Raw genomic sequence first — 13,771 nt, forward strand, 5'->3', positions numbered from 1 at the left:
ACTCCCGCCGCGTCACCGCAGGGGCCGTCCCTCACGGCGGTCGCCGCGCTGGTGCCGGTAGGCGCGCTCGATGCGCTCGATCAGCCGCCCCGCGCCGTACGCGGGAAGGCTCCAGGTGCCGTCGACCTGGACGAGGCGCACGCCGGGGGAGTCGAGCCAGCGCAGCAGGCACTCGGTCTCCTCGGCGCTGGCGGCCGGGGTGGGGCCGGGACCGGGCAGGACCGTCTCGGCCGTGGCGACCAGCGCGTCCACGTACGGCGTGGGGTGGGCGCCCCGGGGCATCACGCCGGCCGCGGCGAGCCTGCCGTGCCGGATGACGTGGATGTCCCAGCCCCCGTCGAAGGCCGGGCTGGCCGCGACCATCTGCGGGATGGCGGTCAGCGAACGCAGGCGCTGCATGCGCGCGGCGGTCCTGACGTAGGCCGCGAGCCGGTCCCGGTCGACGGCCGCCTCCTCGTAGCGCTGCTCGGCCGACAGGCGGCTCATGCGCGCCTCCATCGCCGAGAAGACCGCCTCCGCGTCGAGCTCCATCGCGTGCCGGGCGCGGCGGACGTGGCGGGCGTAGCTCTCCTCGCTCTCGCGGCCCTCGCAGGGCGCGCCGCAGCGGCCGATCTCGGCGAGCGCGCAGGCGGGGCGCCGCACGCGGGCCGACAGCCGCTCGGTGCACTGGCGCAGGGGCAGCGCCTCGTGCATGGCGGTCCGCGCGTCGTCGGCGGTGCGGCTGCTGCCGAACGGGCCGAGGTAGGCCGCGCCGTCGTCCTTCACCTCGCGCACGACGCTGAGCCGGGGGAACGCCTCGTCGGTCAGCTTGAGCCAGACCACCCGCTCGGGGAAGCGGGACCGTCTGTTGTAGCGCGGCTTGGTCGCCCCGATCATCCGCAACTCGCGGATCTCCGCCTCCAGCGCGGTGGCGCAGACGATCGTCCTGACCCGCTCGGCGATGCCGACCATCTCGCGGATGCGCGAGCGGGTCTCGCTCGCGGTGAAGTAGCTGCGCACGCGGTTGCGCAGGTTGGAGCTCTTCCCGATGTAGAGCGCCTCGCCCTTGGCGTCCTCGAAGATGTAGACGCCGGGCCTGCCGGGCACCCCGTCGGCGAGGTGGCGTTTGCGCTGCTGCTCCGGGGTGGGGGCGCGCACGAAGCCGCGCAGGTCTTCCAGCGTGTGCACGCCGAGCGATCCGACCCGCGCGATGAGGCCGTGCAGCACGTCGACCGTGGCCTTCGCGTCGGCCAGCGCCCGGTGGCAGGGCTCGGTGGAACTGCGGAAGACCCGCGCGAGGGTGGCCAGCTTGCAGTTGGGGGTCTCGTCGCGGGTCAGCACGCGGCGCGCGAGGTCGGCCGTGTCCACCACCGGGTTGGCCGGGGGCGGGTAGCCGTTGACCTGGCACGCCGCCTTCAGGAACGACATGTCGAACGGCGCGTTGTGCGCCACGAGCGCCGCCCCGGCGATGAACTCCAGGAAGCTCGGCAGCACCTCGGAGAACTTCGGCGCGGCCACGACCATCGCGTCGGTGATGCCGGTCAGCACGGAGATGAACGGCGGGATCGGGCCGCCGGGGTCGACCAGCGTGGCGAACTCGCCGATCACCTCGCCGCCGCGCACCTTCACCGCGCCGATCTCCGTGATGGCGTGCTCCGCGGCCGACCCGCCGGTGGTCTCCAGGTCGAAGACGACGAACGTCACCTCCCGCAGGGGAGTGCCGAGCTCGTCCAGCGTGCCCTGTACCGCATCCACGCCCATGACCATAGAAGTCCCGACCGACAATTGCCGCCCCCGCCCCAGGCGGAGGCAAAGCGACGGTCAGGCGGGCGGCTACGCGGAGGACGCTCCGGCGCGCCACTCGCGGGCCAGCATCGCGTAGACCAGCTCGTCGCTCCACGCGCCGGCGAAGAACTCGTTCTCCACCAGGCGGGCCTCCAGGCGCATGCCGAGCCGCTCCATGAGGCGGGCGGAGGGGGTGTTGCGCGCGTCGCAGCCGCCGTGGATCCGGTGCAGCCCGAGCCCCTCGAACCCGATGCGCAGGATCTCGCGGGCCGCCTCGGTGGCCAGGCCGCGGCCCTGGTGAGCCGGGTTGAAGACGAAGCCGATCTCGCCCTGGCGGTGCTCGCGGCTGCGCAGGAACAGCGTGAGGTCCCCGATCACGGGCCCGCCGCCGGCCAGCGCGGCGGCCACGCTGAGCACGTCGCCGTCCTCCCCGAGCGACGCGCAGGCGATCTTCCGGTCGAGCGCGGCCTTCGTCTCCTCCCGCGTACGGGCGTCCCAGTAGAGGTATCTGGCGACCTCCGGCAGGGAGTGGAAGGCGTGCAGGTCGTCGAGGTCGGCCTCGGTGAAGGGGCGCAGGACCAGCCGGGGGGTCGTGATCGGGTACGGCGGGGTGAACACGTCGCCAAGCGTAGGGACAGGGCCCGGGCGCCCGCCAACGGGTTGTGCCTCGCCCGGCCCCGCCGGCGCGGGGCACGGTCACAGATCTTGAACGCGGCATGGACACGGTGCGACGGCCGTACCCTTGAAAGAAGACAAGAACAAGGGAGTGTCTCGCAGATCTTGCCGTGTGAGGGCGGTCCGGTGGGCGCGCCGCGAGGCCAGGGCCTCGCGGACGGCGGGCATCGGGGACGTTCTCGCACTCGGGGGCGACAGCACCGCGAGGCGCCGCCGGGGCGACCGCAGTGGGCAGAAGATCTGTAGGACACGACCGAGGAGCGACGAGATGAGTTCAGCCGGAGAAGGCCTGTCTCGTCCGTTGCCCGAGCAGGTCCGCTTACACGTGGTGGAGGTCGCGGCGCAGGTGCTGGGCACGATGCCCGCCGCGGCCGTGCCGCCGCCGTTGCGCAACATCGCCAGATTCGACCCGCGCAAGCGCGCCCGTCTGGGCAGCGCGCCGATCGCGGCCCAGCTGGAGAACGACAAGGAGTTCCGCGAGCGGGTGGCCGAGACGGTGGAGACCGCCTGGCCCGAGCTGGTGGCGAGCCTGGCCGAGGGCACGGTGCCCCCCGCGGCCGAGCCGGTGCTGGTCGCGGCGGCGGCGTACCTCACCCGCCCGCCCGGCTGGCCCGACCTGGTCGAGCAGGCGCGGACCGACCTGGAGCAGGCCGCCGCCGCGGGCACCCAGCGGGAACAGGCGGAGACGCGGCTGCGTGAGCAGCTCGCGGCCCAGCGTGCCTCCGCCAAGGAGGAGATCGACCGGGTGCGCGAGCAGCTCAAGGCGGCCCGGGCGGAGAACTCCGACCTGCGGCGCAAGCTGCACGACGCCCGCGAGCGGGTCAGGGCCGCCGAGGCCAGGGCGGCCGAGCTGGAGGCGGAGACGGCCGAGGCGCGGGCCAGTGCCGCGAACGCCAACGGCGCCGCCGAGACCGAGTTGCGCCGGCTCAGGGAGCGCCTGGCGGACGCCGAGCGCCAGCTGGAGGCCAGCCGCAGGGCCGCCCGCGAGGGCCGCAGCATCGAGGACGCCCGGGTGCGGGTGCTGCTGGACACCCTCCAGGACGCCGCCGCCGGGCTGCGCAAGGAGCTCGGCCTGCCCACGACGATCAGCAGGCCGGCCGACTACGTGAACGCGGTGCTGCCGGGCGAGCCGGGAGTGACGGCCGTGCCCGCGCGGGCGCTGGCCAACGACGATCCCCAGCTCCTCGACCAGCTCCTGGCCATCCCCCATCTGCATCTGATCGTCGACGGCTACAACGTGACCAAGACCGGTTACCCGTCGCTGACCCTCGCCGACCAGCGGGCCCGGTTGCTGACCGGGCTCGGCGGGCTCGCCGTGCAGACGCGGGCGGAGGTGACGTGCGTGTTCGACGGCGCCGAGCTGAACGGGCCCGTCCAGGTGTCCGCGCCGCGCGGGGTGCGGGTGAGGTTCAGCGCGCCCGGGGAGATCGCCGACGACCTCATCCGCACGCTGGTGCGGTCCGAGCCGCCGGGCCGGGCCATCGCCGTGGTCTCCTCCGACCGGGAGGTGGCCGAGTCGGTGCGCCGCATGGGCGCCCGGCCGGTGCCCTCGCTCCTGTTGCTGCGCCGTCTCGGCCGCGGCTGAAGCGCCGTACGCGCGCTCCGGACCGGCGTCGTCACGGGGAGTGATGACTGCCGCGAATACCTGCGAATAGGTTGAAGCTTCAAGATCGCCTAGATAGAGTCGCGCCGCAGGTTTCGTTGATCTAAAGGGGGCCTCAGTGCGAGGGCGTGTGCCGGTGGCCGCCGGTCTGGCCGCCGTGGTCCTGCTGACGCCGGTGACGGGCGCGCAGGCGGATCCGAAGCCCACAGTCGCGCAGGCCAAGGCGAAGCTGAGCAAGCTCAACGAGCAGGCCGACAAGCTCGTGGACCGCTACAACGCGGCCAACGAGAAGTGGAAGAAGGCGAGGCAGAAGTACCTCGCGATCAACGACGACTACAAGAAGCAGAACGTCCGGGTCGAGGCGCTGCGCTCCGGGCTGGTCTCGATGGCCGTCAGCAGCTACCAGGTCGGCGAGATGGGGTCGTGGGGCGGCGTCTTCTACAGCTCCAACCCCGATGCCATGCTCAGCGGCCTCGCCACGCTCAACCACATGTCGGCCGAGCGGGCCGGGCGGCTCAGGGAGTACGAGGGCGCCATCAAGGACCTCAAGGACCGCCGTGACCAGAGCAAGGCGGTCTACAAGGAGGCCGCGGACGTCAGGGGCGAGCTCGCCGACGAGAAGGACAAGGTCGACAAGCTCGTCCGGGAGCAGATGAAGCTGCTGCGCTCGCTCGGGACGTTCAACCCCGGCAACCCCAACAGTCCCGGCGTCGTCTACACCGGGCCGGCGTCCGGCAACGCGCTGTCGGCCCTCCAGTTCGCCTACAAGCAGGTCGGCAAGCCCTACCGTTACGGGGGCACAGGACCGGACTCCTGGGACTGCTCGGGGCTCGTGCAGGCCGCCTGGGCGGCGGCGGGCGTGACACTGCCCCGGACCAGCTACGAACAGTGGGCCTGGGGTGCGAGCCGCAGGGTCTCGCTGGACGAGCTCCAGCCGGGCGACCTGCTCTGGCACGCCGGATACGGGCACGTCGGCATCTACGCCGGCGACGGCAAGGTCGTCCACGCCCCGCAGACCGGCGATGTTGTGAAGATTGTCACACTCGCGGAGTATCACGCCATCGGAGCTGTGCGTCCCTGAGGGCCCGATCCTCTCTGTGATCTCTGTGCCTTTTGTGGCTCATGTGACCCGATTTGGCCGCTGTTGCCGAGATTGTGAGCAGAGTCACATTTATCCGTTTGTGGGGCGGGTAAGCTGCGCTTTCTTCGCCGCGGCCTTCGTTATCCGATCTTTATCCGGCGGGAGGGCTTTGCCGAACGCGGCGGGTCCTCGGTAGCTTCTGGGCCGCGGCGAGTACGCCTCGCCGCGGCGCACCCGGTCCGGCCGGCCGGGTCGCGCAGTCATCCACCGTCATCGGCGTCCTCCATCACCCTCCCCTTAGCGGGATCCCCCGGCGCCGGTGGCCTGCCGAGTCCGTGCAGTCAGGAGGCACGGAGCCGGGGAACCATCGACCTTCACGCGAAGGTCCGGGGTGAATCGGCGCATCGCGCGCCGTAGGGCGACTTCCCCGCCCGAACCCGTCAGCTAACCCGGTAGGCGTGAGCGGAAGACCCGAGGAGAGATCCTGTCTACCACCCCCGCTAGTCTGTCCCGTCTTGCCCGAATTGCCCTTGGTGGTGCCGCTTTGACGGCATCCGTAGGGGTCGCCGGAGCACATCCGGCGGCGGCCGACACGGTGACGGTCACGGTCGTCAAGACGGCCACAGCGACGAAGTCGGGCACGAAGACGGGCGCCGCGAAGAGCGCGGACGCCGCCGCCCGCAAGGCCGCCGCGAAGAAGCGGCAGACCAAGAAGCACTCCGCCAAGCGGAAGATCGGCAGGGCCTCGCTGCAGCGAACCAAGGCCCAGCGCGCGGTGAAGGTCGCGGAGAAGCAGATCGGCGACCCCTACCGCTACGGAGCGACGGGACCGGGCGCGTTCGACTGCTCGGGCCTGGTCCAGTACGCCTGGCGTAAGGCGGGCGTACGGCTGCCGCGCACGACGTGGTCCATCCGCGGCGCGGTCAGGAAGAAGGTGTCCTGGGGTCACTTCGAGCCCGGTGACCTGATCTTCACCAGCGGAGGCGGCCACGTCGGCATGTACGTCGGGCACGGCAAGATGATCCACGCTCCGCACACCGGCACGCGGGTGCGGATCGACAAGCTGGACGCCTACCGGAGGAGCACCTTCGTGGGTGCCGTCCGTCCGGGCGTCTGACGGGCACCGGTCACCAGCCCCCTCGACCGGCGCCGTCCCTACGGCCCCGTCCACCTCGCCGAGGTGGACGGGGCCGTGGCACGTGCTGGTTACCATGCACGGCTTACCATGCACGGCGTGACTGCCACGAGCGGCGTGCCCGCGGGCGTGCCGGGCGCGCGCGCCGAGGCCGAGCGGCGCCGGCCCGAAGTTCCGCCTCACGGGGTCCGTCCCCGCCGGATCGCGGCCGTGGCCGCCGCGCTGGCCGTGCTGCTCACCGGGCCGGCCGCCGCGGCCCCGCCCGACCCGCTGCTTGCCCTGCGACTGGACGCCCGGGCCGCCGTGCGGGAGCGACCGGGCATGTGGACCGGCGCCTCCGTCGCCCGCGGCGAGCGCGCGGTCGTCGTCGGGTCGCCCCGGCCGCTGGTCGCCGAGATCGCCGCGCTGGCCGATCGCGCGGGCCGCACGGTCACGAGGATCTGGGGCGGGTACGGCGGCGCGGTGGTCCTCGTGCCGCGCACCGAGGAGCAGGCCGCCGTGCTGGCCGCGCCGGCGAAGGTGGACGGCCTGGCGGCCGTCGCCACCGGCGGCCGCGTGATCGTGCAGCCGGCGGCGTTCGCCCGCCTGTCCGCGACCGGCCGCCTGGTCGTCGTGACCCATGAGCTGACGCACGTCGCGACCACCGGTCCCCACGCGGTGCCGATGTGGCTCATGGAGGGCTTCGCCGACTACGTGGGCTACCTGGACAGCGGACTGCCGGTCCGTACGGTCGCCGCCGAACTGGCCGCCGACGTGGCCGCGGGGAGGGCGGCGCTGAACGGCCTGCCGGGGCCCGCCGACTTCGCCGCCAGGCCCGCCCAGGCGTACGAGGAGGCGTGGCTCGCCTGCCGCTACGTCGCGGCCCGGTTCGGGGAGCGGAGGCTGGTCGCCCTCTACCACGCCACGCTGCGCGAGGGGATCGGCGTCGCGCTGCGGGAGGTTCTCGGGCTGTCCGCCGACGGCCTGACCCGCGAATGGCGGTCGTACGCGCGCGAGCAGCTCGCCCGGTCCTGATCTCCGTGGGACGCCTGATCTCCATGAGGTGCGGGTGCGACCGCGGCTGCGACAATGCGTTCTCGGGCGGCGCGGGCGGACCGCGCGACCACGCCGGCAGCGGGGGTGAGGATGACGAAGCGGACGCTGATCGTCACGAACGACTTCCCGCCCAGACCGGGCGGCATCCAGGCGTTCGTGCACGGCCTCGCCTCGCGCAGGCCGCCCGGCTCCGTGGTCGTGTACGCCCCACGCTGGAAGGGGTGCGAGGAGTTCGACGCCCGCCAGCCGTACGAGGTGGTCCGTCATCCGTCCTCGCTGATGCTGCCGACGCGCTCGGTGGCGAGGAGGGCGGCGGCGCTGGTCGAGGACGGCGCCACCGTCGTCTTCGGGGCGGCGGCGCCGCTGGGGCTGCTCGCTCCCGTCCTGCGCGCCGCGGGCGCGGGCCGGATCGTGATGCTCACGCATGGGCACGAGGCGTCGTGGGCCCGCCTGCCGGGCGCGCGCGCCCTGCTGCGCCGCATCGGCGCGGGGGCCGACGTCGTGACCTACCTCGGCGAGTACACCCGCCGCCGGATCGCCCGGGTCGTCCCCGCCTCCAGGCTCGTACGGCTCGCGCCCGGCGTGGACACCGCCGCCTTCCACCCGGGGGCGGGCGGCGACAAGGTCCGCGCGTCCCTCGGACTGGGCGACCGGCCGGTGGTCGTGTGCGTCTCCCGGCTGGTGCCGCGCAAGGGCCAGGACGTGCTGCTGCGGGCCTGGCCGCTCGTCCTGCGGCGGGTTCCCGGCGCGGTCCTGCTCCTGGTCGGCGGCGGCCCCCTACGGCGGTCGCTGGAGCGGACGGCCGCCCGGACCGGGCTGCGCGGCTCGGTGGTCGTCACCGGGTCCGTCCCCTGGGCGTCCCTCCCGGCCTACTACGACGCGGGCGACGTGTTCGCCATGCCGTGCCGCAGCAGGTTCGGGGGGCTCGACGTCGAGGGCCTCGGCATCGTCTACCTGGAGGCGTCGGCCACGGGGCTGCCGGTGGTCGCCGGCTCCTCCGGGGGCGCCCCCGACGCCGTACGGCACGGTGAGACGGGCCTGGTGGTCGACGGCACGTCGCACACGGCGGTGGCGGGCGCGCTGTGCGACCTGCTGGCCGACCCGGCCCGCGCCCGCGAGATGGGCGAGCGGGGCCGGGCCTGGATCGAGGAGGAGTGGCGGTGGGACCTCGTCGCGGCCCGGTTCGCCGCGCTGCTGTGACGGAAGGCCGCTTTCAGCCGGTGAACACCTCCACGAGGAGGAAGCCGTTCAGCGCGCAGATCACGCCGGCGACGACGACGCCGGCGACGGTGGTGAGGCGGCGGTTGACGAGATCGCCCATCAGCTTCCTGCTGCCGGTGAACGCCACGAGCGGGACCAGGGCGAACGGGATGCCGAAGGACAGCGCGACCTGGCTCAGCACGAGCGCCCGCGTGGGGTCCACCCCGGCGGCCAGGACCGCCATGGCCGGGATGATCGTGACCAGCCGCCGCGCCAGGATCGGCACGCGGCGGCGCAGGACCCCCGCCATGATCACCTGCCCGGCGTAGGTCCCCACGCTGGAGGAGGCCAGGCCGGAGGCGAGCAGGGCGAGCGCGAACGCGACGGCCGCCCCGGGGCCGAGGACCTGCCCGAGGCCGGCGTGGACGGCCTGCAGGCTGCCGGGATCGCCGCCGCCGAACGTGACGGCGGCCACGGTCAGCATCGCCATGTTCACCAGCCCGGCGGTGCCGAGGGCGACGGCGATGTCCATCCTGCTGGCGCGCACGGCCTCCCTGCGACCGCCGTCCGCGCCCTGGTGCTGGGTGAGGGCCGAGTGCAGGTAGACGACGTGGGGCATGACGGTCGCCCCGATGATCCCGGTGGCCGGCAGCAGGCTGTCGGTCCCGGCCAGGCGGGGCACGAAGCCGCCCGCCACACCCGCGAGGGACCCCGACAGCAGCACCTGGTAGGCGATGCCGGCCAGGACCACACCGAGCATCGCGGCGATGGTCGCCTCGAACCGGCGGCGTCCGCGCGGCGCGAGCATGAGCAGCAGCGAGGAGACGACGGCCGTGACAGCGGCGGCCGGCAGCAGCGGCACGCCGAACAGCAGGTTCAGGGCGATCGCCCCGCCGATGAACTCGGCCAGGTCGGTGGCGGCGGCGACCAGCTCGGCCTGCACCCACAGCGGCAGGCTCACCCGGCGCGGCAGGTGGTCGCGGCACAGCTCGGGCAGGTTGCGGCCGGTGACGATGCCGAGTTTGGCCGAAAGCGCCTGCACGAACATGGCCGGTACGTTCGCGAGGGCGATCACCCACAGCAGCATCGTCCCGTACTGGGCGCCGCCCGCCATGTTGGTCGCGAAGTTGCCCGGATCGACGTACGCCACGGAGACGACGAAGGCGGGACCGCACAGGCCGGCCAGCCGCGCCAGACGGCCCGGCGCCGCCCGCCTCTCGGCGGGTGCGGCGGGCGCGGGCCCGTTCAGGGGACGGCGGGAGTCGAGCACGAAAGCCTCACAGGAAGTACGAAAGCCTCACAGGCGGGAAATCGGGCGTGCGGCACGGCGGGTGCCCCACCACGCCGGTCTGGGCGCGTTCTCCGGCGGCCGGAGGCGGCACGCGGTGCGGGACGGCGCGCGCGGAACGGCGCGGGCTCCGTGGGCCGGGCGCGGCGCGGTTGTAAAGAGCGACGGTGTCCGACCGGCCTCCGCATGCGCTCGCGGGCTCGACGGGGGCTCGGTCAGGTGAGCTTGTCCTTGAGCTTGCCCACGGGGCCCACCTCGGTGCCGAGGGCGGGGCTCTTGGGCTCGCCCACGCTGCCGTCGTAGGTGTCGTACAGCTTCGGGTCGGGCGGCGGCGCCATGGCGAGGTCCCCGAGCGGCTCCGGGTCGAGGAGATAGGCGAACCGGTGGCGGCCGTCGGGCTGCGGCCCGCTCGCCCAGCCGCCCGCCTGGGCCTCGGCGCCGTCGCCGCCCGCGACGATGTAGCGGCCGTTCCAGGGGTATCCGTTGCTGTCGGCGGGCAGCGGGCCTCCGCCGGCGACGATGGCCTGCTGCGGGTCCATCCCGCCCAGGACCGCGCCGAGCGCGGGGTCGGCGGTGGCCGTCTTCGTGACCGCGGTGGAGGGCGCGCCTTCGAGGAGTTTGCGCGCGTACACCGGGTCGGGCTTTTCGGGCTTGGCCTCGAACTGCAGGCGCCGGTTGTGCCGGAACATGGGACTCCTCGCGTAGGAAACCACAGGGAGCCGCAGGCCTTACGCGGGCCAAGGGCGCGACCCCGCTGGTGCGTGGGGTGGGGGGTCACGCATAAATCCCAACACGTGCCGCAACGGGACCACAGGAGCGACACCTAACGAAGGATCCAATGGATGGACAGGTGCCGTCCCACGCCGTGATTAGGTGCGAAGAGCCAGCTGTTCGCGCATATGCGACACATCGGCGTGCGCGAGCGGGCCGGAGAAGGAGCGGAGACCGGCCGGTCAGGATTTGCGGCCGATGCCGCCGGCGACGCAGACGCCGCCGAGGTCGAGGGGGTACCGCACGGGTTCCTCGGGGCGCCACTCGGGCACGTGCACCACCCCGGGCTCGACCAGGTCGAGGCCGTCGAAGAACCGCACGATCTCGGGCATGTCCCGGGCCCGGCCGGTGCCGAGCATCTGCAGCAGCACCGCCTCCAGTTCGCGCATCTCCGGCGCGCAGGAGCAGAAGTGGGTGAGCTGCATGTAGCTGCCCGGGGACAGGCGCGCCTTGTAGGCGTCCACGAGGCCGTTCGGGTCCTCCGCGTCGGCGAGGTGGTGGACCACGGCCACCAGCAGCAGGCCGACGGGCCGGGAGAAGTCGAGGAAGCCCTCGACCTCGGGGTGGTTGAGGATCACCTCGGGCTCGCGCATGTCCGCGGTGATCACGCGGGTGCGCTCGTCGGTCTGCAGGATCGCCCGCGCGTGGGCCAGCACGATGGGGTCGTTGTCCACGTAGACGACCTTCGCGGCGGGGTTGATCCGCTGCGCGACCGAGTGGGTGTTGTCCATCGTGGGCAGGCCCGAGCCGATGTCGAGGAACTGGTCGATGCCCTGCTCGGCCATGTACTTCACGCCGCGGAACAGCATGGCCCGGTTGTTGCGGGCGCCCTCGCCGCGGTCGGGGAAGTGCCGCATGCCCTCCATGGCGACCGCGCGGTCCGCCGCGAAGTTGTCCTTGCCGCCCAGGAACGCGTCGTACACCCGCGCGATGCTGGGCTTGGTCGTGTCGACCTCCGGCGGGAGGTAGTCGGGATCGCGGTGCGTCCAGTTCCAGCTGCCGACCCTGTCGCCCATCGCCCGCCCTTCTCCAGCCATCGATCATGGGATGCGTCTGGAGCATAGTCAAGCAAAGCGCAATATTGCGGGCCAGCCGCGATATTTTCGGCATTCCGCGAGGTCGATCAGGTATCGCCGCAGGTCGTCTTCGGCCGGGGCGCAGAAGATCCGCACCAATCAGTACGATCCGGCTGCCCTAATCACACCAAGTCCCAGGCCGCGCGGCCGGTCTCCGCGACCGTGTCCCGCTCCGCTCGCACGGTGCGCCGAAACGGCCGAAACTTTTCAAGAATCCTCGACATGTTTCGGCGCACCCAGGCTCGCTCAGTCGCCGTACAGCTCGTCGATCTGCTTGGCGAAGTCGCGGGCCACGACGTGCCGCTTGATCGACTGCTTCGGCGTGACGTGGCCGGTCTCCTCGCTCAGCTCGATGTCGAGGATGCTGAACTTCTTGATCTGCTCGGCCTTGGAGACCATCCGGTTGGCGTCGTCCACGGCCTGCTGCACCTCCGCGACGACGTCCGGGTCGGAGCAGAGCTCGGTCATGGAGGCGCCGGAGCGGCCGTTGGCCTGCTTCCACTGCTCCATCGCCTCGTGGTCGAGGGTGACGATCGCCCCGATGAACGGCTTGCCGTCGCCGACGACCATGACCTGACTGATCAGGCGGTGCGCCCGGATGGCGTCCTCGAGCGGGGCCGGGGCGACGTTCTTGCCGCCGGCGGTGACGAGGATCTCCTTCTTGCGGCCGGTGATGCTGAGGTAGCCGTGTTCGTCGAGGCGGCCGACGTCCCCGGTGTGGAACCAGCCCTCCGGGTCGATCGCCTCCTTGGTGGCGCGCTCGTTGTTCCAGTAGCCGTCGAAGACGTGGCGGCCCTTCACCAGGATCTCGCCGTCGTCGGCGATGCGGATGCTCACGCCGGGGAACGGCTTGCCGACCGTGCCGATCTTGTTGGCGCCAGGGATGTTGACGGTGGAGGGCGCGCTGGTCTCGGTCAGCCCCCAGCCCTCGAACACCTCGATCCCCACGCCGCGGAAGAAGTGGCCGAGCCGCTCGCCGAGGGCCGAGCCGCCGGAGACCGCCGCCGTCAGCGCGCCGCCGGTGGCCGCCCGCAGCTTGCCGTACACGAGCTTGTCGAAGGCCGCGTGCTTGAGCCGGGCGCCGAGGCCGGCCCCGCCGGTGCTCTCGGCCTTGCTCCACTCGATCGCGGCCCGTACGGCGGCGTGGAAGATCTTGCCCTTGCCCTCCGCGCTGGCCTTCTGCTCGGCGGCGTTGTAGACCTTCTCGAACACCCGCGGCACGCCCAGCAGGAACGTGGGCTTGAACTCCCGCAGGTCGGGGGCCACGTTCTTCATGTTCGGGCTGTGCGCGAGCACGGTGCCGGTCTCGATCAGGACGATCTGGATGAGCCTGGCGAAGCTGTGGGCCAGGGGAAGGAAGAGCAGCGCGGCCCGGCCCTCCACGTCGAACAGCGTCTCCAGCGGCCCGTGAGAGACGTTGCGCGCGGTGAACAGCAGGTTGTCGTGGGTCAGGCGGCAGCCCTTCGGCATGCCGGTGGTGCCTGAGGTGTAGATGATCGTGGCGAGGTCGCGTCCGCCGCGGCTCGCCCTGCGCTCGGCCAGCGTGTCGTTGGTCACCTCCACGCCGAGGCGCTCCAGCTCGGCGAACCCGCCGTCGTCGACGCGCCACAGCAGCGGCAGCCCGGGCACGGCCTCGCGGACGGTCTCCTCGTGCGCGGCCGTCTCCACGAACGCGGCCTTGGCGCCGCTGTCGGTCAGGATCCACTTCACCTGGTCGGCCGAGGAGGTCTCGTAGATCGGCACCCCGACCGCGCCCGCCGCCCAGATGGCGTAGTCGGCGACCGTCCATTCGTAGCGGGTGCGCGACATCAGCCCGACCCGGTCGCCGGGTTCGATCCCGGCGGCGATCAGTCCCTTGGCGACGGCCGCCACCTTGTCCCTGAACTGCGCGGCGGTGACCGGCGTCCACGGCGTGGCCGGGTCCTCGTCCTCCTTGCGGCGTATGACGACGGCGTCCGGCTCGTCCACGCCGCGCTGGAACACCACGTCGGTGCAGTTCGCGGACGGGGGCACGTCCACCAGCACGGGAACGCTGAACTCGCGCACGGGTCACTCCTTCGCGCACGGCCGCGCGGTCCCCGGAGCGCAGAGCGGGGACCGCGTTGCGGGCATAACTCTTCGTGTCTCACCGGACGCTACCGCG

General features: G+C 72.6%; 11 protein-coding genes and 1 riboswitch. Of the genes, 5 read left to right on the forward strand and 6 right to left on the reverse strand.

The window, feature by feature from the left end; genetic code table 11:
* Positions 1-12: 12 nt before the first annotated feature.
* Together FLW16_RS00905 and FLW16_RS00910 are read right to left on the reverse strand one after the other, a co-directional pair.
* A complete protein-coding gene (locus FLW16_RS00905) occupies positions 13-1,734 on the reverse strand; it encodes a DEDD exonuclease domain-containing protein (RefSeq protein ID WP_142556582.1) in 1,722 nt (573 codons plus the stop codon).
* A gap of 78 nt (positions 1,735-1,812) precedes the next feature.
* On the reverse strand, positions 1,813-2,382 hold the full coding sequence (locus tag FLW16_RS00910) for a GNAT family N-acetyltransferase (RefSeq protein ID WP_142556584.1): 570 nt from the start codon (positions 2,380-2,382) through the stop codon (positions 1,813-1,815).
* A 325-nt stretch (positions 2,383-2,707) separates the two neighbouring features.
* Between FLW16_RS00910 and FLW16_RS00915 the strand changes: the two genes are divergently transcribed.
* The 5 genes from FLW16_RS00915 to FLW16_RS00935 all read left to right on the forward strand — a co-directional run bounded on the left by FLW16_RS00915 (position 2,708) and on the right by FLW16_RS00935 (position 8,493).
* Positions 2,708-4,024 (forward strand): NYN domain-containing protein, encoded by a 1,317-nt coding sequence (locus FLW16_RS00915; protein ID WP_142556586.1) that lies wholly within the window; start codon positions 2,708-2,710, stop codon positions 4,022-4,024.
* A gap of 136 nt (positions 4,025-4,160) precedes the next feature.
* Positions 4,161-5,123: a C40 family peptidase gene (locus tag FLW16_RS00920; RefSeq protein ID WP_142556588.1), complete on the forward strand. Its 963-nt coding sequence runs from the start codon at positions 4,161-4,163 to the stop codon at positions 5,121-5,123.
* Between the two features lie 315 nt (positions 5,124-5,438).
* Positions 5,439-5,593, forward strand: a riboswitch (cyclic di-AMP (ydaO/yuaA leader).
* A 74-nt stretch (positions 5,594-5,667) separates the two neighbouring features.
* Positions 5,668-6,240: a C40 family peptidase gene (locus FLW16_RS00925; protein ID WP_260614738.1), complete on the forward strand. Its 573-nt coding sequence runs from the start codon at positions 5,668-5,670 to the stop codon at positions 6,238-6,240.
* Positions 6,241-6,357: 117 nt separating this feature from the next.
* Positions 6,358-7,272, forward strand: a complete 915-nt coding sequence (locus FLW16_RS00930; RefSeq protein ID WP_142556590.1) for a hypothetical protein — start codon at positions 6,358-6,360, stop codon at positions 7,270-7,272.
* 111 nt (positions 7,273-7,383) lie between these two features.
* The gene (locus tag FLW16_RS00935; protein ID WP_142556592.1) at positions 7,384-8,493 is read left to right on the forward strand and encodes a glycosyltransferase family 4 protein; all 1,110 of its coding nucleotides are present in this window, start codon (positions 7,384-7,386) and stop codon (positions 8,491-8,493) included.
* Between the two features lie 13 nt (positions 8,494-8,506).
* Here FLW16_RS00935 and FLW16_RS00940 read toward each other — a convergent pair whose 3' ends face one another.
* From FLW16_RS00940 to FLW16_RS00955, 4 genes are all read right to left on the reverse strand, one after another.
* Complete coding sequence (locus FLW16_RS00940; protein ID WP_260614739.1) at positions 8,507-9,763, reverse strand: Nramp family divalent metal transporter; 1,257 nt, start codon at positions 9,761-9,763, stop codon at positions 8,507-8,509.
* 233 nt (positions 9,764-9,996) lie between these two features.
* Complete coding sequence (locus tag FLW16_RS00945; protein ID WP_142556594.1) at positions 9,997-10,470, reverse strand: manganese catalase family protein; 474 nt, start codon at positions 10,468-10,470, stop codon at positions 9,997-9,999.
* Positions 10,471-10,734: 264 nt separating this feature from the next.
* Positions 10,735-11,568 carry an SAM-dependent methyltransferase gene (locus FLW16_RS00950; RefSeq protein ID WP_142556596.1) on the reverse strand — a complete coding sequence of 278 codons (834 nt, stop codon included), beginning with the start codon at positions 11,566-11,568 and terminating at the stop codon, positions 10,735-10,737.
* Between the two features lie 306 nt (positions 11,569-11,874).
* On the reverse strand, positions 11,875-13,674 hold the full coding sequence (locus FLW16_RS00955) for a long-chain fatty acid--CoA ligase (protein WP_142556598.1): 1,800 nt from the start codon (positions 13,672-13,674) through the stop codon (positions 11,875-11,877).
* Positions 13,675-13,771: the final 97 nt, after the last annotated feature.

It is taken from the genome of Microbispora sp. KK1-11 (assembly GCF_006874435.1).
GTDB lineage: Bacteria > Actinomycetota > Actinomycetes > Streptosporangiales > Streptosporangiaceae > Microbispora > Microbispora catharanthi.